This is a genomic window from Flaviaestuariibacter flavus (assembly GCF_004337505.1).
In the GTDB taxonomy this organism is placed as follows: domain Bacteria; phylum Bacteroidota; class Bacteroidia; order Chitinophagales; family Chitinophagaceae; genus Flavisolibacter; species Flavisolibacter flavus.
Genome location: NZ_SJZI01000001.1, coordinates 67,169 through 85,361, shown reverse-complemented (window position 1 = coordinate 85,361; position 18,193 = coordinate 67,169). Strand labels below are relative to the sequence as shown.

The following is an 18,193-nucleotide window of genomic DNA, read 5'->3' as shown; positions in this document are numbered from 1 at the left end:
CCCAGCTATCGACGCTGCCAAAAGTATTTCCCTAAAATCTTTCTTTCTGATGGCCTTTCCCTTTTATAAGCAACCGGACGCGATGGACTGTGGTCCTACCTGCCTTAGGATGATTGCAAAACACTACAGGCGCTACATCCCTTTGCAGATCCTGCGCGACAAGACGCAGATCGGCAAGGAGGGCGTTAACCTGCTCGGCCTGAGTGAGGCCGCGGAAGCAATCGGATTTCGGACAAAAGCCTTCAAAATCGACCTGGACACCTTGTTAAAAGAGGCAGCTCTTCCGGCTATCCTTCATTGGAAACAGAATCACTTTGTTGTTTTATACAAGGCGAAAAAAAACACGGTATTCATTGCTGATCCGGCAAAGGGACTCGTAGAATACACCCGAAAAGAATTTTCGTCGTATTGGTCGGGCGACATGGGAGAACGCGGGCCGGAGGGTATCGTCCTCCTGCTCGAACCTTCGCCTGCATTTTATAAAAATGAATTAACCTCCGACAGTGAAACAGAAGGGCTTCAGATAAAAAACATCTTTCGATACATTCTTCCCTATAAGAAGCTTGCCTTTCAACTTTTGCTTGGCCTTGGCGTGTCAAGCCTAATCCAACTGGTACTCCCTTTCCTGACACAAAGCGTCGTCGACACGGGCATCAATACGGGCAACCTGCAATTCATTTACATTGTCCTGGCAGCACAACTGGCGCTCTTTGCAGGCAGGCTTGCAGTTGAGTTTGTACGCAGCTGGATATTGTTGCACATCAGCACCCGTATCAATCTCTCGATACTAACCGACTTCCTCATCAAACTAATGAAACTGCCGGTATCTTTTTTCGACAGCAAGCATACCGGTGACATTCTTCAACGGATGAACGATCACAGCCGTATTGAAAACTTTCTGACGGGCTCCTCACTCAACACCCTGTTTTCGCTGGTCAACCTTGTCGTTTTCTCGGTTGTACTAGCTTTGTTCAACAGCAACATCTTTGCGGTTTTTGCTATTGCCAGCCTGCTTTATGCGGTCTGGGTAGTGGCTTTCCTGAAAAAGGCCAAAGCACTGGACTATAAACGGTTTGAAGTTGCTTCAAGAGAACAGAGCGCCACCATCCAGCTGATCCAGGGGATGACGGAAATAAAACTGAATGGGGTTGAAAAGCCGATGCGCTGGGCATGGGAAGGCTTGCAGGCAAGAATGTTCCGACTGAGCATGAAGGGACTTTCATTAACCCAATGGCAACAGGCCGGCGCCTTTTTTGTAAACGAGGGAAAGAATATTTTCATCACCTTTCTTGCCGCTAAATCTGTAATAGACGGGCAAATGACGCTGGGTGCTATGTTAGCCGTGCAATATATCATCGGCCAATTAAACAGCCCCATTGAGCAACTGCTCGGTTTTCTGCAAAGCTGGCAGAATGCGCGAATCAGCATGGGTCGCCTGAACGAGATTCATACCCTGGACGATGAAGAGCGCGAGAGCAGCCAGTTGCAATTCGAGTTGCCGGCGTCATTTACCAGGCAACTGGTTGGCGGAGGCTACCTGGAGCCTGGTGTCCTTTTACAGAGAGAATACGAACATCATCCGGGCGCGCCCCGTGACTTCAGTAATGTTGTACGATCGGTAACGCTGAGCGAAACGCCTGCTTTTACTCATAATCCTGCCGCTGAGAAAAGGCTACCGACAGACGCCGTTACTTTCAACAATGTATCCTTTACCTACCCAGGGGCGGGAAATGAACCTGTTCTGCGCAATATCAATCTTACCATACCGGTTGGCAAAACAACGGCAATCGTTGGTGTCAGTGGCAGCGGAAAAACAACCCTGCTCAAATTGCTGCTTAAGTTCTACGAGGCGCAAAAAGGCGACATCCGGCTTTCGGCCACCTCTTTGGCGAATATCAGCCACAAATTCTGGCGAAGCCATTGCGGCGTGGTAATGCAGGAAAGCTTTATTTTTTCCGACACCATCGCCCGAAATATTGCAGTGGGAGCTGAAAGGGTGGACATGGAAAAGCTGCGTCGCGCAACGGAAGTGGCCAATCTCCGGGAGTTCATCGAAGCCTTACCACTTGGCTTTAATACCAAAATCGGGGCGGAGGGCACCGGCATCAGCGCGGGCCAGAAACAACGCATATTAATCGCGCGGGCCGTTTACCGGGATCCGGAATTCATCTTTTTCGACGAAGCCACAAACAGCCTTGATGCAAACAACGAAAACACGATCATTCAAAACCTTCATGAATTCTTCGAAGGAAGAACGGTAGTTGTAGTGGCGCATCGCCTGAGCACTGTAAAACAGGCCGACCAGATTGTGGTTTTGCATAAAGGGATCATTACCGAGCGGGGCACCCACCAGGAATTGGTGAATCTGAAAGGCGACTATTTCACGCTCGTAAAAAACCAGCTGGAGCTGGGTGCCTGAAGAAGCTGAACCAAGTACTGACCTGTCCGACAAATGCCGTTATAACGGCGGCAATCAAATATGTTGAACTATGCCACAAACAACGATCCGGCTCCAACAACTCAGGGAAGATATCATCAGCGATGAAGTGCGGGAAATTGTCAGCTACCGGCCGAACTGGATGGTACGCCACGGCAGCTTCGTGTTTTTCATGGTGCTGCTGTCGATAGTGCTGCTGACCGTTTTTATCCAGTATCCCGACCAGGTAAAAGGCTCGGCAAGAATTGTCGCTTTGAATGCGCCAAAGACTTCCGTTGCCCGTTCCCAGGGAACGATCACCGGCATTTTCGTGAAAAGCGGAGAAAGGGTCAGTGCCGGCCAGCGCCTGGCCCTGCTGGAAAACACCGCAGACTATAGAGAAGTAGTGCAATTGCAGGCCTGGCTTCAAAAGGAGGTCGCCGCCGTGAACGCGGGGAACGTTGACCATCTTACCAATATCAATCCGGTACATTTGGCCAACTTGGGCGATCTGCAGGACCCTTACCAGTCTTTTGTCCACGAGTGGAATGAACTCCGGCAATTCTTTGGCAACGGCTACTATCAAAAAAAGAAATTCGCGCTGCAGCGCGACCTGTTGTTCACGGCCGAGATAAAAAAGAATATCGGCAGGCAGGAAGAGCTAAGCCGGCAGGAAAAGCACCTGCAGGAAACAGAATTTATTGCCTACGATTCCCTGGCGAAAGAAAGGTTCGTAGCACCCATCGAATTGAATAAATACCGGACAGCCCTTCTTCAGAAGGATCAAAACCTCGCTCAAACCGAAGCCCAGATCATTAACAGCGATATGTCGGCACATAACAAGCAAAAAGAATTGCTTGACATGCAAAAAGCAGTAGCCGACCAGCACCAAAAATTCATGACCGCCCTGCTGCTGCTGAAAAGTGAAATTGAAAAATGGAATCAACGGTATGTGCTGACAGCGCCGGAGACCGGGACGGTGTTCTTGTTGTCGCCGATACAGCCAGGCATGCAAGTCAGCAATGGCGAAGAATTATTCTACGTACAGCCCGCAGTAACCACCTATTACGCTCAGTTGATGGCGGGCCAGGCGGGCCTGGGCAAGATAAAAGAAGGCCAACGGGTAAGGCTGAAGGTGGACAACTATCCCAGCGAACAATACGGCAATTTAAAAGGCATAGTGACTTCTATTTCCAGCTTTCCCAACCGGCGCGACAGCTTCCTGGTGCAGGTGAGGCTGCCGGAAGGGCTCACAACATCCTACCGGAAAGATTTGTTTTTCCGTAACAACATGTTGGCGAGCGCAGAGATCATTACAGATAACCGCAAGCTTTTCGACCGGTTTTTTGACCCATTGAGAACGCTTTGGAACCAATAACCTTCACCAGTGAAACAAATGCTTTATGAAAAACAGGCTGGCTCTGATTGCAGGGTTCCTTTCCCTCCCTTTTTTGACAAAAGCACAGGCAAAATGGTCCTTACAGGAATGCATTGATTATGCGGTCCGACATAACATTTCTGTAAAAGAAGCAGATCTTCAGAAGCGGCTCTCCCAGCTGACCGTGGATCAAAGCAGGGCTTCGATGTGGCCGGCAATGAATTTTGCAAGCAGCGCAGGTTACCGCTTCGGACTTTCTGAAAACCCGACAACGGGAATCCTGCAAAGCAGCAACTTTTTCAATTCCGGCTTTTCGCTTTCAACGAGCGTCACCCTGTTCAACTGGTTTTCGAAACGCCACCAGCTGAATAGCGCCCAGGCAGCAGCCAGGGCCGATGACATGGCTGCACAGGGGGCGGAAAACGATGTAGCATTGGCCGTTAGCGCATCCTACCTGCAGGTTTTTTTGGCCAAAGAAACGATAAGCATTGTGTCGGCTGACTTGCAGCAGCGCGTGGTGCAAAACGAGGCAGTCGCCCAAAAAGCCAGAATGGGCGTATTATCCCAATTGGACGTAGCACAAGTACGCCAGCAGCTACTAAGCGATAGCCTCTCTTTATTGGCCGCCCAACAGACATTTGAGAAGGCGACGCTGCAATTGAAGGCAGTTCTCGCGCTCGACGTCCGGTTTCCGTTGGAGCCGGTGCCACCGACAGCAGAAACCGACCCGTCAATTTTCCTCGCGCAAGTGCTCCCCGACGCCGTATATGCCGAGGCCGTAAATAAACTTCCACAGGGACGAGCTATTGAATTCCGGATTCAGGCAGCAAGGGAGCGCATAAGAGCCGCGAAAAGCACACTGTACCCGACCTTCTCGCTTTTCGGCTCGGCAGGCAGCAACTTCGTAAACATTTCGTCTGCGCAAAGCTTTGTATATGTGCCGCAACAGCCTACGGGGGCCAAAGTACAGGTAAACGGGACAAACTATGATGTCGTCGCGCCTTCCTACAGCGCGGGCACCTACGGGGTTACACCTTTCTTCCGCCAACTTCAAAAAAACTTTGGCCAGAATATCGGCATCAGCCTGAGCGTTCCGATCTTGAATGGAAAAACTGCCGTCATCAGCCTCAAGCGCGACGAGATCAGCCGGCAAGAAATCGAGCTTCAGAAAGACAAGTTCAGGCAGGATGTCAAAGTCGCGGTCTATACTGCTTATTCAGAAGCAGTGGCCGCCAATAAGAAGGTAGGCCTGTCTAAAAGACTGTTATCGGAAGCGACTTTCGTGTCAGAAGCAGCTGAAAAAAAATTCAACCTGAATTTGCTTTCCACTCAAGACCTGTTACTGGCACGAAATGCATTGCAAAAGGCGAAGCTTGACTTGTCACTTGCCGAGCATGACCTTTTATTCAGGATAAAACTCCTGGAATATTATTCCAAGCTACCCTGAGGTATCGTCGCCATACCCATCAAGCCCGATCAGCTTTGTCTTCAAATCCGGGTCTTTTTTAAAGATCAGGAATAAATAGCTGACAGCAAGCAATTGAGTTTCTCCCACCCAACGGCAACGCCCGGAACACGAATGGAACAAAAAAGCCGGCACTATTGCGCCGGCTGCAAAAGATCCTCTCAACATTACACCACTTTGCCAAATACATTGACCTTGCCGAGCCGTACCGGTAATTCCACCGGTCGCCCCTGGCGCAACACCCGAACCGTCACTTTTTGCTCCGGCTTGAATTTTTCTATAGCGGCTTCCCACTCTCGGGCATTACTGACCCCGATGTTTTCAACAGCGGTGATGATATCGCCAATAACAAAGCCTCCGTCTTTCCCTTCGCTGAAAAGTTTCTGAACGGTCGGTCGACCGTTTTGGTCCTGCACCTCGACGCCTGCAAAGGCCGAAACCCGCACTATTTCGTAATGCTCACCCGAAGTGGTTTCGCGCCAGACCCGGCTTTGAGCGTTTGCAGCGCTTCCTGCGCAGGCTATCGCAATCAGGAAAACAACATGTTTCATATAATCTTGTTTTAGTGTTTGCAATCAAAAATTATACGAAACAATTCGTACACCAGGCTCCATACATCCTCGTTAGAACCGTCTGCCTGTAAAGTCGCGGCTTCGGCATCTTCCCGGCGGATGCGGCAGGTTGCGACACGTCTCTACCATCGCTTACCCTTCCAGGAGTTTATCGGGTGTAAGGGGTAGTTCGCGGAGGCGCTTGCCCGTAGCATTAAAAATGGCATTTGCAACTGCCGGGGCAACACCGATCAGTGAGATCTCGCCGATTCCTTTTGATCCGAGTGGATTCGAATAAGGGTCTTTTTTGTTGACGAACAGGATATCCACATCGGGGATGTCGGCATTTACCGGCACGTGGTAATCGGCCAGGTTGTTGTTGATCGGCCGGCCGAACCGGTGGTCGAAGACAAGGTCTTCCATCAGCGCCATGCCGATCCCGCCCACAACGCCGCCGATCATCTGGCTGGCGGCCGTCTTGGGACTTACGATCGCCCCGGCGTCGGCACAGGATACCACATGATCGATCTTCACCCGCCCGGTTGGCGGGTGCACCCGCAGCTTTACAAAATGGACGGAGAAGGAGTACATCGAGTAAGGCTGTTGCTGCCCCTTCGATTCTTTCGTCAGTTCCAGCACCTGCAGGCCATTCGAGCGGAGCAGGTCGTTGTAAGAAACTTTCAGGGCAGCATTTTGCTTTAACGACAAACCGCTTTCGGAGAAAACAAGATCATCTGCTTTCACTTCATGAACGTTGGCGGTATGCAACGGCGAACTTTCCTTACTGGCTAATGCGGCCAGTTCATTTTTCAAGGCCGCGCAGGTTTCGTGTACCGCAGACCCGACTGTGGAGGTAACCGATGATCCACCCTGGGTAGGGCCCGGCGGAAATTCCGTACTGCCCATTTGTACCGTTATCCGCGCTACCGGTATTCCCATGGTTTCGGAAGCGATGGCAGTCATCATCGTGGCCGTACCCGGCCCCATATCGTTGACGGAGCATTGCAGCAGCAGCTTTCCATCGGGAAATAAGCGAACCTTTACAGAGGCCGTCCCCCTGCCGGCACCAAAAGAGCCGGTGCCCATGCCATAGCCGATGAGCCAATCGCCGTCGCGCAGGGAACGCGGCTGCAGCCTCCGCTCTTTCCAGCCGATCTTTTCCGCTCCCAGCTCGTAACACTCTTTCAGGAACTTACTCGACCAGGGCCGGTTCCGCTCCGGGTCGGTATCGGCATGGTTGCGAATACGAAACTCGATCGGGTCGAGCTTTAACGCATAGGCCAGTTCATCCATAGCCGACTCGAGCGCAAAGCTCCCCGACGCTTCACCCGGGCCACGCATCCAGATCGGCGTGCAGACATCCAGGGGAACAAGGCGGTAGCGGGTAGTTACATTGGGGCACGCGTACAGGAAGCGGGAGATATTGACCGTGGCTTCTGTGAACTCCTGGTACGAGGACGTCTCTCCCGTTGCCTCGTGTGTAAGCCCTGTCAATTTGCCGTCACTTGTTGCCCCCAACCCTATTTTCTGTAGTGTCGCCGGCCGGTACCCTACGTTGGTAAACATCTGCTCGCGATGCAGCACCAGCTTGACCGGGCGATCGAGCTTTTTCGCTGCCATAACGGCCGCGATCTCGTAGGGCCAGGTGCGCAGGGCCATTCCAAAAGCGCCCCCAATGTATTCGGCATTGACGGTTATTGCTTCTTTAGGTAATTTAAATGCATCGCTGATCGAGCGCCTGGTGGCCTCTACACCCTGCGTCTTTGTATAAACGGTGACCTTTTCCTCGCCATCCCAACGCGCAATGATATTGCCAGGCTCCATCGGGCTGTGCACGTCAGCGGGGTGGAAATATTCCTGCTCGATCTTAACGGCTGCGTTCTTATAGGCATCCGCTTCACCGCGGGTGTAATCCTCAAACCGCGGTCCGGTCGGAATTTTTGCTTTGCCAAGAGCTGCCTTGAAGTTGGTCTGATGCTCGGCTTTTTCATACTCAGCCTGCACCAGCTTTGCTGCGTGGAGTACCCGTTCGAAGGTATCGGCAACGACCAGGGCGATGGGCTGATCGTAATAAAAGATCTCGTTATCAAAAAAGATACGCAATGGCTGTCCTCCTGTCGGCGGCTTCGCGGGGTCTTTGCCTGTCTGGTACCCGGGTATCTTAGGTGCATTCAGGTAAGTAAACACAGCCAGCACACCGGGAGCCCGTTCGGCGTTTCGGGTATCGATACTTCTGATCCGGCCCCTGGCAATGGTACTTCCCACCAGGAAACCATAAGCAGTACCCTGCATTTTATATTCGGCCGCATAGGTAGCGGCGCCCGTCACTTTCGCTTTTCCATCAACGCGATCAATCGGATCAATGGCGTCCGAGTCGAAGAAGAAATTCTTATCCATATCGATCTCTTATTTTTTTCCAGCAGCGATCGTCAATGCCTCCACGATGCTGTTGGGTGCCAGCTTAAGCTTAAAATTATTTTGTCCATACCCTTTTGCTCCTTTCATAGCCAGGGCAGCCGCCTTGCGGAAGTTGGCCGGGGTAGCCGGTTTCCCCTTCAGAAACCGCTCCGCTTCGCCCAGACGCCAGGGCTTATGCGCAACGCCACCCATCGCCAGGCGAACATCCTGGATCCTGTCTCCCTGCAGATGTAGCGCCGCAGCGACGGAGACGAGTGCAAAGGCGTAGGAGGCGCGGTCGCGCACCTTCAAATAGTGCACGGTTTGCCGGAACGGGTGATCCGGTATTTCTATGGCCGTAATGAGCTCGCCCCGCTCGAGGTTATTGTCCTTTTCAGGTGTGTTACCGGGTAGCCGGTGAAAGTCTTCAAAAGGAATACGACGGTCGCCTTTGGGTCCGCTCACCTGCACAGAAGCACCCAGGGACACCAGGGCAACGCACATGTCGCTGGGGTGAACGGCAATGCAATTCTCCGACGCACCGAAAATGGCATGCATCCGGTTAAAGCCCTTAAGCGCGCCGCAGCCGGCTCCCGGCTGTCGCTTATTACAAGGCATATCAGTATTGTAGAAATACGGGCACCGGGTGCGTTGCAGCAGGTTGCCACCCACCGTGGCCATATTGCGCACCTGCTGCGAAGCGCCGGCATTCAGTGCGAGGGACAGCAGCGGATGCTCATTTAACACCCACTCATTTTCGGCAACGTCGCTATTGAGCGCCAGGCTGCCAATATGCACCCGGCCGTCTTCCTTCCTGATCTCCTTTAACGGAAGGCTGGTGATGTCGATCAGTTTCTCCGGTGCCAGAACGCCCTTTTTCATGAGGTCCACCAGGTTGCTGCCTCCGGCAATAAACTGGGCCGCCGCATCCCGGTCAAGCGCGTCGATAGCACCCTTAACCGTAGAAACGCGGACAAAATCAAAGTTGATCATACCTTTTGCCCTCCTTTCGCTACTTCGGTGATGGCTTTAACGATATTCGGGTAGGCGCCGCAGCGGCAGATATTTCCGCTCATATATTCCCGGACCTGGTCTTCGGAGGCCGCATGTCCTTCGCGGATGCAGGCAATCCCGGACATGATCTGTCCGGGCGTGCAGTAGCCGCATTGAAACCCGTCATGCCGGATAAAAGCCTCCTGCATCGGGTGCAGGTTGTCGCCGGTTGCAAGGCCCTCGATGGTAGTAATTTTTTTCCCGTTCTGCATTACCGCAAGCGACAGGCAGGAAAGCACGCGCCTGCCGTCAACATGCACCGTACAGGCCCCGCACTGCCCATGATCGCAGCCCTTTTTGGTGCCGGTAAGCGCCAGTTGCTCCCGGAGCAGGTCCAGCAGGGTAACCCGCGGCTCCACAGACAGCCTGTGGGCTATGCCGTTTACCTCGATCGAAAGCGGCACCTGCTCAAAAAAAGCAGCGGCCTTCTCATCCCAATCTGATTCGGCGGCCTTAACGAGGCCCGGCGGTGCTGCCGCCAGCGCGGCCAGCAGGGATGCCTTTTTGATAAAGCTTCGTCGCCCTTCATGTGCCGGGTTGTTTTCTGCAGAATTCCCGGGAGGTAGTTTTGATGCCATACTTTACGTTTTACTGCCGCAGCGCAATGCTGTCGAAATTAAAAAAGCAGGAAATGCAAATGCCCCTAACGCAAAATCATTTCTTTCAAAAACGAACGGTTCTGTTGACCCGGAAGGAAGCCTTCTGACCGCCGATCTCTGCGGCGAAATCACCTTCCTCAAGCAGCCGGCGGTTGTCGGGGGCGATGAAGGCAAGGTCGTTTACCGCGATCCGGAAGCGTACGGTGCGCGAGGCGCCGGCTGCCAGGCGAATCTTTTCAAAGCCACGCAACCGCCTGACATCGGGCGTCAGCGAGGCTACCAGGTCGGAGCAATACAGCTGCACCACCTCGCTGCCTTCGCGCGCGCCGGTATTAGTGACGGTGATGGTGAATTCGGCGCTGTCGCCGGGCAGGAACTGGTCCTTATTTATTTTGAGGTCACTATAGGCAAACGTCGTATAGGAAAGACCAAAGCCGAAAGGAAACTGCGGTCTTGCCTCTTCCTGCGAATTGCTTTGAGCCTCCGATGGCTTGTGGATATAGTTAAGCAGGTCATTCGCATAGCGCGGATACGTGATCGGAAGCTTGCCGCCTGGCACCACCTTCCCGGTAAGTATATCGGCGAGCGCATCGGCGCCGCTGTTGCCGGGCAGGTAGGTATAAAGAATCGCGGCTGTGCCCGGCTCGATGCGGCGGATGATGCGCGGGCGGCCTTCGTTAAGCACCAGGATCACCGGCTTGCCGGTTGCGATCATCGCCTGCGCCAGGGCAAGCTGGTTGCCGGAAAGCTCCAGGTCATTCAAATTTCCCGGTGTCTCCGTATAGCTGTTCTCACCAAGGCAAAGCAGCACGTAATCAACACGGGCTGCAGCCCGCACGGCAGGCTCGATTCCGGCAAGTGTATCTTCCCAGTACTTAGCTTTTGCCTTATACAAAACGCCGGGCTCATACACCACCTTGTCGCTTCCAAACCTTGCCCTTACGGCATCCAGAAACGTATGGTATTTACCCGCTGCAATGGAGTCTGTCCGGTCGCCCTGCCAGCTATAGGTCCAGCCGCCGTTCAGTGTGCGCAGGCTATGCGCATTGGGGCCTGTAACCAGCACGCGTGCACCGGCGTGCAGCGGCAGCACATTATCACGGTTTTTGAGCAGCGTGATGGACTCGGCGGCGACTTCATAAGCGGCCTGTGCGTGCTCCGGGCTGCCGAAACGCGGATAGTCTTTCGCTTCGGTGAGCGGTGTCTCAAAGAGGCCGGCTTCCATCTTGACGCGCAGGATGCGGCGCACGGCGTCGTCGATACGGGCTTGCTGCACCTTGCCTTCACGCACCAGCGCCGCCAGGTCGGTGCAATATTCCTTATAATCATAAGGAAGCATGGCCATGTCGATGCCGGCATTGGTGGCCAGCGCAATGGCTTCTTTGATGGACGCAGTGACGTGGTCGCGGCGATAGACGTTCTCGATGTCGCGCCAGTCGGAAACGACAAATCCGGTGAAGCCCAGCTCTCCTTTCAGGATATCGGTCAGTATATGCTTGTTAACATGGGTCGGGATACCGTTTATCAGCGCCGAGTTGACCATCACGTTGCGGGCGCCGGCCCGGATGGCTGCCGCGAAAGGCGGCAGGTGGTATTCGCGCAGGTAGTGCTCCGGGATCCAGGCATCGGTGCGGTCTTTGCCGGATTTCGGATCCGAATAGCCCAGGAAGTGTTTTACGCTGACGATCTTTTTTTCCCGGCTGCCGAGCGGCTCCTGCACCCCGCGCACAAAGGCGGCGCCCAGGGTTCCTGCCAGTAAGGGATCCTCCCCGTAGCCTTCCCAGATGCGTGACCAGAGCGGATTGACGCCCAGGTCGAGCACCGGTGAAAAGGTCCAGGGAACGCCCGCGGCACGTCCTTCGAAGGCGGTGATCTCCCCTAACCGGCGCACCAGTGCCGGATTCCACGTGGCGGCCTGGCCGATCTGCTGGGGAAAGAGCGTACTGCCGGCGACGTAGTTAACGCCATGAACATCATCGAGGCCGTAGAGTACCGGGATCTTTAAACGCGTCTGGCCTGCGGCCCCCTGGATCTCGCGGATAATGGCATTCCACTGCGCCGGCGTTGGCGGGTAGCCCGGATTATTCAACACAGAACCGATGCCATACCGGGTGACCGCATCTTTCAGCTTGTCGGAAAACAGGAAGGTGCCACCGCGGACCGTACCCAGCGACTCAATAGAAACCTGCGCCATCTGCCCGACCTTTTCTTCGAGCGTCATGCGATGAAGGAGCGCATCCACACGCTTCTCGATAACCGGATTCAGGCGCTGCTGCGCAAAAACAGCCGGGGCCGAAGCGACTACCAGGGCCGCAGTTATAATTAGGTTTCGTACCATAGTCAAGCGGTTCGTTTTCTTTATTGTATCATCCCACAGGCGCTTCGTGCAGAAAGCAGCTGGTCAAAGCGCCCGGTCGAGGTGCACGTAACCTCCATCCACATGGATCAGTTGCCCGGTAGTGTGCGAGGAGCGCTCCGAAAGCAGGAACAGGACGGCATCGGCGATCTCATCGGCGGTGGTCATGCGCTGTCCCAATGGAATTTTTTCCTGGATCTGCCGCAGCTTTTCCTCCGGGTTCGGCAGGGAACGGATCCAGGTTTCGTAGAGCGGCGTGTAGCATTCGGCGACGATCACGGCATTCACACGGATACCATATTTGAGCAGCTCCACGGCCCATTCGCGCGTCAGGGCGTTGCGGCCGCCGTTGGCCGCGGCATAGGCAGATGTATTGCCCTGGCCCGTCTCGGCCGTCTTGGAACCAATGTTGACAATAGCCCCGCGGCTCCTGATCAATTCGGGCAGCGCGTGGTGCGCCATCAGGTAATAATGAACGAGGTTGCGGTGCAGGCTTTCCATGAAGCCCTCATAGCTTCCCTTTTCGAGCCCGATACCGTCGTTGACGCCTGCATTGTTCACGAGCCCATCGATACGCCCGCAGGTGGCGACAATTTGCGCTATCGCTTGGCGGCATTCTTCAGGCTGCGTCAGTTCGGCTACCACCTGTTGCACCGTGGCATCGCCGGCACCGAGCTCATCGGCCAGCGCGCGGTTATCTTCCTCGCTGCGACCCACTATCACGGGACGGGCGCCCTCGCGGGCGAGTGCACGCACAATGCCGGCGCCGATACCCTTGGCGCCCCCCGTTACGATGATGACCTTATCGGTTAGTTGCAGATCCATAGTCTTCAAGTTTATAAAAACGGGTGGCATTGCCACCCATTATGGCTGCCCGCTCTGTTTCAGAAAGCCGGTCGACAAAACGCTCAACCACGTGCAGCACACGCTCGTAGCCGGCAGCCAATAAGCACACCGGCCAGTCGGTTCCAAACAGCACACGGTCGGGGCCAAATGCGTTCAGCACAATATCAAAATAAGGTTCAAAATCTTCTTCCTTCCAGTCTTTCCAATCCGCTTCGGTTACAAAGCCCGAGAGCTTGCAGCACACGTTCGGCATTGCTGCAAGCGCTTCGATGTCTACTTTCCATCCGCGCGTCTCACCTGATTTTATTTTCGGCTTTGCAAGGTGATCCACCACGAAGGCCTGGCCGGGAAACTGCGCCGCCAACGTGCCGGCATAGCGAAGCTGGTCGGGGTAGATCAGGATGTCGTAGGTATAGCCGCGCGCTTGCAGGGCCGCAATGCCGCTGGTAAAGGCGGGCGAAAGCATCAGGTCGCGCTGCGCTTCGCCCTGCAGGATATGGCGGAAGCCTTTCAGCAAGGGAAAGCTGCTGTAGTGGTCCAGTCGTTCCTCAATGCCGGATGATTGCAGGTCAATCCAGCCCACAACACCTTTGATAAACCGATGCTGCTCCGCGAGCTCCAGCAGAAAGCGGGTCTCCGCCTCCGATTGGTCGGCCTGAACGGCCACACAGCCATCCATGCGGGATGCGTGCAGCAGCGGTTCCAGATCTTCGGGCAGAAAGTCGCGGCGGATCACCGACATGTCATCGTTGATCCAGCTGTCGCGCACCGGGTCGAACTTCCAGAAGTGCTGGTGCGCATCAATCCGCATACGCCACTACGTTTTGACGGGCGCTGCCGAGGCCGTCGATGCCGAGCTCCACCACGTCTCCGGCCTTCAGGTAGCGCTGGGGATTCATTCCGAGGCCAACGCCGGCGGGTGTCCCGGTGGAGATCACGTCGCCCGGAAGCAGGGTCATAAACTGGCTCACATAAGAAACAAGGAAAGGGATGCGGAAGATCAGGTTGGAAGTATTGCCATCCTGCATCATTTCCCCGTTCACTTTGAGCCACAAGCGCAGCGTATCTATGTTGGTAATCTCATCGCGCGTGGCCATAAAGGGGCCCATAGGCGCAAAGGTGTCGCAGCTCTTTCCTTTCACCCACTGTCCATTGCGTTCGAGCTGAAAGGCCCGCTCGCTGAGGTCATTGTGGAGGCAATAGCCGGCAATATGGTCGTCAGCAGCATTTTCGTCAACGTAGCTTGCCTTCTTTCCGATCACTACTGCAAGCTCCACCTCCCAGTCGGTCTTTTCCGATCCGCGGGGGATCATGATGTCGTCATTCGGACCAACCAGCGCCGTGGTGGATTTGAAAAAGACGATCGGCTCGGAAGGGATCTGCGCCTTGGTTTCGCGGGCGTGATCGGCATAATTCAGCCCGATACAAATGATCTTCGACGGGCGCGCAAACGGTGCTGCCAGCCGTACGGAGGCATCGAGGCGGGGCAACCGGTCGCCTTGCGCTTCAACAAATTGGCGCAGGCGCTCGAGGCCGTTGCTCTCAAAAAAACGCTCATCATAATCTTCTCCAAAGGACGACGCGTCCACGTACGTCTCCCCTAATTGCAGGCCCGGGCGGATGCCCCCATCAGTATAAAAGCGAATCAGCTTCATAGTTTGCGTGATTATTATTTCAATGTTTCGTCAATTACCCAAACGCGGAGCGCCAGCGGCCCATGCGCGCCGATGACGAGCGACTGCTCAATATCGGCTGTTTTGGATGGACCCGCGATGAATAATCCATAGCCTTCCGCGTCGATGCGGATGCGGCGATAGGCTTCGTGCATGTCCGCTACGATCGATTCTGCGCGCAGCGCCAGCACAAGCTCCCGGCACGCAAAAGGCAGCAGCCGGTGCACCAGCGCCCCTTCCGAAAGCCAGACAGCACCATTCTCTGCCACGCCGAGCGCTCCCTCCAGGTACAGGACCTCCACAGCTTCCATGTCACTGCCGCTCATTTGCGCATAGGCATTTCCGTTAGCACCCTGCAGGGATCGTATGCCGTTTATTACTTTCCGCCCCTGGCGGAAAGCGGCGTCGAGATCCTCCTGCACCGCGCTGAGGCTGCCCGCAGTAAGCACCTGGCCGCCGATACCGGTGAGCACCGCCGAAAATGGACTCAACAGTGCCGGGCCCGACGCTCCCCCCTGGATGCTTTCGGGCAACGCGGTGCCGGGAGGCCGGTTCGCGCGGATGCGGCTCAATATAGATTCGCGGCTGCTCATCTCTTGTTCTTTTTATACCATTCCGTAAAGCTCTCTGCGGGCGCATCGGGCAGCTCTCGTCCCCGGTACCAGGGGTTCCATTTATGGGCGAGCGACCAGGGCGCCAGACGAAGCGCAGCGCGCGCCAGGCTGCCGCTGATCCGGAAGCCGGCAGGGCTGCCCAATACCGCCGCCATTACTTTCATCGAGGTTTTTTTGGCAAGACCGCCGTGTCCTTCCTTCATCAGCTCCTGGCGCCAGTGCCACAGCTGTTCGTGAATATTGATCTTCACCGGGCACACGTTGGTGCAGGAGCCGCAGAGCGTTGACGCGAAAGGCAGGTCGGCATTGGCCTTCCTATCGAGATTCGGCGCCAGTATCGACCCGATGGGGCCAGCCACCGCTGTATGATAGCTGTGACCGCCGCTGCGGCGGTACACGGGGCAGGTATTGAAACAGGCAGCGCAACGGATGCATTTGAGCGAGCCCCGGAATTGCTCGCGGCCCAGTTGCTGCGTACGTCCATTGTCGACGATAATGATATGAAGCTCGGAGCCGGGCCGGGGCCGGTGAAAATGACTGGAATAGGTGGTAATCGACTGGCCGGTGGCGCTGCGTGCCAGCAGGCGCAGGAAAACGCCCAGGTGCTCCGCCTTCGGGATAATCTTTTCAAGACCCATACAGGCAATATGCAGGGGTGCCGCGTGTGCCCCGAAATCCGCGTTGCCCTCATTGGTGCAGATCACGATACCACCTGTTTCGGCAACTGCAAAATTGACACCGGTAATTGCCGCATCGGCTTCCAGGAAGCGCTCGCGCAGCACGGCCCGGGCTGCCCGGGTAAGGTAGGTGGGATCGGCATTGCCGCGCTCCGTTCCTATGTGTTGGTTAAATGTGTCGCTGACATCTTCTTTTTTAAGATGAATGGCGGGCAATACAATATGACTGGGATGCTCCCGGCGCAGCTGCACGATATACTCGCCCAGGTCGGTGTCGGTTACCGTAAGTCCACGCGCTTCCAGGTAGGGGTTCAGACCACACTCCTCTGTCAGCATCGACTTGCTTTTTACAATGCGCTTTGCACCTTGCCGGAGCAGGAGTTCGTGCACGATCCGGTTGTGCTCGGCACCATCGGCTGCCCAGTGTACCCGGATGCCGTTGGCCGTTGCCTGCTGCTCGAACTGCTCCAGGTATTCATCCAGCCGGCCCAGCGTATGTTCTTTGATGCGCGATGCCTGCTCGCGCAGGGCTTCCCAGCCGGGAACCGTTCGCGCGGCTACATCACGCTTGGAGCGAACAAACCAGAGTGTCTCATCGTGCCAGCGCGCGCGCTCCGGGTCGCGCAGGAAGCCCGCTGCGGCTTCGCTATGGGTAAGCGCCTTGTTCATTCCGCATCCAGTATTTCAGCGATGTGAACAATACGCACCGGACTGTTTCTGCGCTTCAGGATTCCCTCCAGGTGCATGAGGCAGCTGACATCGCCGCCGGTGATAAAATCAACCTGGTTGCGCTCGTGCTGTTCCTCCCGGTCGCTGCCCATGGCTACCGACACGGCTTCCTCGGTCACGCAAAAAGTGCCGCCAAAGCCACAGCATTCGTCGCGGCGCTCCGGAAGCAGCAACTGCAGCCCTTCTACCTGCTGCAGCAATGCTTCTGCCTTGGAGAAGGACGGCTCCATCCGCTCCGACATCGAAGCGAGACCCAGCATGCGCTGGCCATGACAACTGATATGTAATCCTACCCGGTGCGGGAAACGCGCCTGCACCGCGTAATGAAGAACATCGGTCAAAAATTCGGTGAGCTCGAAAACCCGTCCGCGTATGGCGGCGGCGAGTGCTTCATCCTGGTCGTGCAGGTGTTCGCGGATGTGCAGCGCACAACTGCCCGAAGGCACGACAATGTGATCGAAGCCGGAAAAATTCCCGATAAAATTACGGTTGCAGCCGCCTGTATACGAAGCAAAGCCGGCGTTTGCCATTGGCTGCCCGCAGCAGGTTTGCCCGAGCGGGTATACAACGTTGCAACCGGCTTTTTCGAGCAGGGATAAGGTTGCCCGTGCCACATCGGGATAAAGCTGATTGATGTAACAGGGAATGAACAGGCCGACGCGCATCAGTTATTGAGCTTGATAAAACCGCCGTCGATCGGGTAATCGCAACCGGTGATGAACGAAGCCTCGTCGGAGCAGAGGTAGAGCACCAGTGCCGCGATCTCCGCCGGTTTGGCCATACGGCCGATCGGTTGTGAGCGGGAAAGCTTTTCGAACATCTCCTGCTCGCGGCCGGGATAGTTGGCCGCGATGAATCCGTCTACGAACGGGGTATGTACCCGCGCCGGGGAAATACAGTTGCAGCGGATGCCTTCAGCGAGGTAGTCGCGGGCCACCGAAAGGGTCATGGCGTACACGGCGCCTTTGCTCATCGAATAGGCAAAGCGGTCGGCAAGACCCACGTTGTTTGCAATAGAAGCCAGGTTCAGGATGACGCCCCTTTTCTGCGTGCGCATACCGGCCACAGCCGACCGCATGGCGTTATAGGTGCCTTTTACATTGACCTGGTACAGGCGGTCCAGGTCGGCCTCGGTGGTAGATTCGAGGTTGCCGATATGAGATACTCCGGCGCTATTGACCAGGATATCAACCGGGCCGATTTTCGCAAACAGGTCGGCCACTTCTTCCTGGCGCGTGACGTCGCAAGCCTTCGGCAGGGCCCGGCCGCCTGCCGCTCCGATCTCTTCTGCCGCGGCGCGCGCAGCGTCTTCATTGCGGTCGACGAGTTGCACGGTGGCGCCCTGCTGCGCAAAAAGTGTAGCTACGGCCTTTCCAATGCCGCTGCCACTACCAGTGACTGCAGCTGTTTTTCCATCCAGTCGAAACATCTGTTTGTTT

The 18,193-nt window shown here is 55.4% G+C and carries 15 protein-coding genes; 3 read left to right on the top strand and 12 right to left on the bottom strand.

The features are described from left to right. The first annotated feature begins 49 nt into the window (after window positions 1-49). The 3 genes from EPD60_RS00305 (at window position 50) to EPD60_RS00295 (ending at window position 5,241) form a co-directional block, all read left to right on the top strand. Window positions 50-2,419: a peptidase domain-containing ABC transporter gene (locus EPD60_RS00305; RefSeq protein ID WP_131445518.1), complete on the top strand. Its 2,370-nt coding sequence runs from the start codon at window positions 50-52 to the stop codon at window positions 2,417-2,419. 70 nt (window positions 2,420-2,489) lie between these two features. Then, window positions 2,490-3,794 carry a putative HlyD family type I secretion protein gene (locus tag EPD60_RS00300; protein ID WP_131445515.1) on the top strand — a complete coding sequence of 435 codons (1,305 nt, stop codon included), beginning with the start codon at window positions 2,490-2,492 and terminating at the stop codon, window positions 3,792-3,794. Window positions 3,795-3,819: 25 nt separating this feature from the next. Next, the gene (locus EPD60_RS00295) at window positions 3,820-5,241 is read left to right on the top strand and encodes a TolC family protein (protein WP_131445512.1); all 1,422 of its coding nucleotides are present in this window, start codon (window positions 3,820-3,822) and stop codon (window positions 5,239-5,241) included. Between the two features lie 185 nt (window positions 5,242-5,426). Here EPD60_RS00295 and EPD60_RS00290 read toward each other — a convergent pair whose 3' ends face one another. The 12 genes from EPD60_RS00290 to EPD60_RS00235 all read right to left on the bottom strand — a co-directional run bounded on the left by EPD60_RS00290 (window position 5,427) and on the right by EPD60_RS00235 (window position 18,183). Next, window positions 5,427-5,810, bottom strand: a complete 384-nt coding sequence (locus EPD60_RS00290; protein WP_131445509.1) for a PDZ domain-containing protein — start codon at window positions 5,808-5,810, stop codon at window positions 5,427-5,429. A gap of 153 nt (window positions 5,811-5,963) precedes the next feature. Next, the gene (locus EPD60_RS00285) at window positions 5,964-8,207 is read right to left on the bottom strand and encodes a xanthine dehydrogenase family protein molybdopterin-binding subunit (protein WP_131445506.1); all 2,244 of its coding nucleotides are present in this window, start codon (window positions 8,205-8,207) and stop codon (window positions 5,964-5,966) included. Between the two features lie 9 nt (window positions 8,208-8,216). Next, window positions 8,217-9,200 (bottom strand): FAD binding domain-containing protein, encoded by a 984-nt coding sequence (locus EPD60_RS00280; protein WP_131445504.1) that lies wholly within the window; start codon window positions 9,198-9,200, stop codon window positions 8,217-8,219. Continuing rightward, window positions 9,197-9,838: a (2Fe-2S)-binding protein gene (locus EPD60_RS00275; protein ID WP_131445501.1), complete on the bottom strand. Its 642-nt coding sequence runs from the start codon at window positions 9,836-9,838 to the stop codon at window positions 9,197-9,199. Before EPD60_RS00275 ends, EPD60_RS00280 begins: the two co-directional genes overlap by 4 nt. Window positions 9,839-9,923: 85 nt before the next feature. Then, window positions 9,924-12,197, bottom strand: coding sequence for a glycoside hydrolase family 3 N-terminal domain-containing protein (locus EPD60_RS00270; RefSeq protein WP_131445499.1), 2,274 nt, complete (start codon window positions 12,195-12,197; stop codon window positions 9,924-9,926). A gap of 63 nt (window positions 12,198-12,260) precedes the next feature. Next, on the bottom strand, window positions 12,261-13,040 hold the full coding sequence (locus tag EPD60_RS00265) for an L-fucose dehydrogenase (protein WP_131445496.1): 780 nt from the start codon (window positions 13,038-13,040) through the stop codon (window positions 12,261-12,263). After that, the gene (locus tag EPD60_RS00260) at window positions 13,018-13,872 is read right to left on the bottom strand and encodes an amidohydrolase family protein (protein WP_131445493.1); all 855 of its coding nucleotides are present in this window, start codon (window positions 13,870-13,872) and stop codon (window positions 13,018-13,020) included. The genes EPD60_RS00265 and EPD60_RS00260 overlap by 23 nt, the downstream gene beginning before the upstream one ends. After that, window positions 13,862-14,716, bottom strand: a complete 855-nt coding sequence (locus EPD60_RS00255) for a fumarylacetoacetate hydrolase family protein (protein ID WP_131445490.1) — start codon at window positions 14,714-14,716, stop codon at window positions 13,862-13,864. Before EPD60_RS00255 ends, EPD60_RS00260 begins: the two co-directional genes overlap by 11 nt. A 14-nt stretch (window positions 14,717-14,730) precedes the next feature. Beyond that, window positions 14,731-15,327, bottom strand: coding sequence for a LutC/YkgG family protein (locus tag EPD60_RS00250; RefSeq protein ID WP_131445487.1), 597 nt, complete (start codon window positions 15,325-15,327; stop codon window positions 14,731-14,733). Beyond that, window positions 15,324-16,694 (bottom strand): lactate utilization protein B, encoded by a 1,371-nt coding sequence (locus EPD60_RS00245; RefSeq protein ID WP_131445485.1) that lies wholly within the window; start codon window positions 16,692-16,694, stop codon window positions 15,324-15,326. The genes EPD60_RS00250 and EPD60_RS00245 overlap by 4 nt, the downstream gene beginning before the upstream one ends. Next, entirely contained in the window at window positions 16,691-17,419 is a 729-nt protein-coding gene (locus tag EPD60_RS00240; RefSeq protein WP_131445482.1) for a (Fe-S)-binding protein, read from the bottom strand. The genes EPD60_RS00245 and EPD60_RS00240 overlap by 4 nt, the downstream gene beginning before the upstream one ends. Further along, window positions 17,419-18,183, bottom strand: a complete 765-nt coding sequence (locus EPD60_RS00235; RefSeq protein ID WP_131445479.1) for an SDR family NAD(P)-dependent oxidoreductase — start codon at window positions 18,181-18,183, stop codon at window positions 17,419-17,421. Before EPD60_RS00235 ends, EPD60_RS00240 begins: the two co-directional genes overlap by 1 nt. Window positions 18,184-18,193 lie beyond the last annotated feature (10 nt).

What these genes read in the sequence shown, in the direction of transcription:
- EPD60_RS00240 (WP_131445482.1), bottom strand. Translation starts at nt 17,419, where the DNA reads ATGCGCGTCGGCCTGTTCATTCCCTGTTACATCAATCAGCTTTATCCC.
- EPD60_RS00300 (WP_131445515.1), top strand. Translation starts at nt 2,490, where the DNA reads ATGCCACAAACAACGATCCGGCTCCAACAACTCAGGGAAGATATCATC.
- EPD60_RS00265 (WP_131445496.1), bottom strand. Translation starts at nt 13,040, where the DNA reads ATGGATCTGCAACTAACCGATAAGGTCATCATCGTAACGGGGGGCGCC.
- EPD60_RS00305 (WP_131445518.1), top strand. Translation starts at nt 50, where the DNA reads ATGGCCTTTCCCTTTTATAAGCAACCGGACGCGATGGACTGTGGTCCT.
- EPD60_RS00260 (WP_131445493.1), bottom strand. Translation starts at nt 13,872, where the DNA reads ATGCGGATTGATGCGCACCAGCACTTCTGGAAGTTCGACCCGGTGCGC.
- EPD60_RS00250 (WP_131445487.1), bottom strand. Translation starts at nt 15,327, where the DNA reads ATGAGCAGCCGCGAATCTATATTGAGCCGCATCCGCGCGAACCGGCCT.
- EPD60_RS00295 (WP_131445512.1), top strand. Translation starts at nt 3,820, where the DNA reads ATGAAAAACAGGCTGGCTCTGATTGCAGGGTTCCTTTCCCTCCCTTTT.
- EPD60_RS00290 (WP_131445509.1), bottom strand. Translation starts at nt 5,810, where the DNA reads ATGAAACATGTTGTTTTCCTGATTGCGATAGCCTGCGCAGGAAGCGCT.
- EPD60_RS00285 (WP_131445506.1), bottom strand. Translation starts at nt 8,207, where the DNA reads ATGGATAAGAATTTCTTCTTCGACTCGGACGCCATTGATCCGATTGAT.
- EPD60_RS00255 (WP_131445490.1), bottom strand. Translation starts at nt 14,716, where the DNA reads ATGAAGCTGATTCGCTTTTATACTGATGGGGGCATCCGCCCGGGCCTG.
- EPD60_RS00275 (WP_131445501.1), bottom strand. Translation starts at nt 9,838, where the DNA reads ATGGCATCAAAACTACCTCCCGGGAATTCTGCAGAAAACAACCCGGCA.
- EPD60_RS00245 (WP_131445485.1), bottom strand. Translation starts at nt 16,694, where the DNA reads ATGAACAAGGCGCTTACCCATAGCGAAGCCGCAGCGGGCTTCCTGCGC.
- EPD60_RS00270 (WP_131445499.1), bottom strand. Translation starts at nt 12,197, where the DNA reads ATGGTACGAAACCTAATTATAACTGCGGCCCTGGTAGTCGCTTCGGCC.
- EPD60_RS00280 (WP_131445504.1), bottom strand. Translation starts at nt 9,200, where the DNA reads ATGATCAACTTTGATTTTGTCCGCGTTTCTACGGTTAAGGGTGCTATC.
- EPD60_RS00235 (WP_131445479.1), bottom strand. Translation starts at nt 18,183, where the DNA reads ATGTTTCGACTGGATGGAAAAACAGCTGCAGTCACTGGTAGTGGCAGC.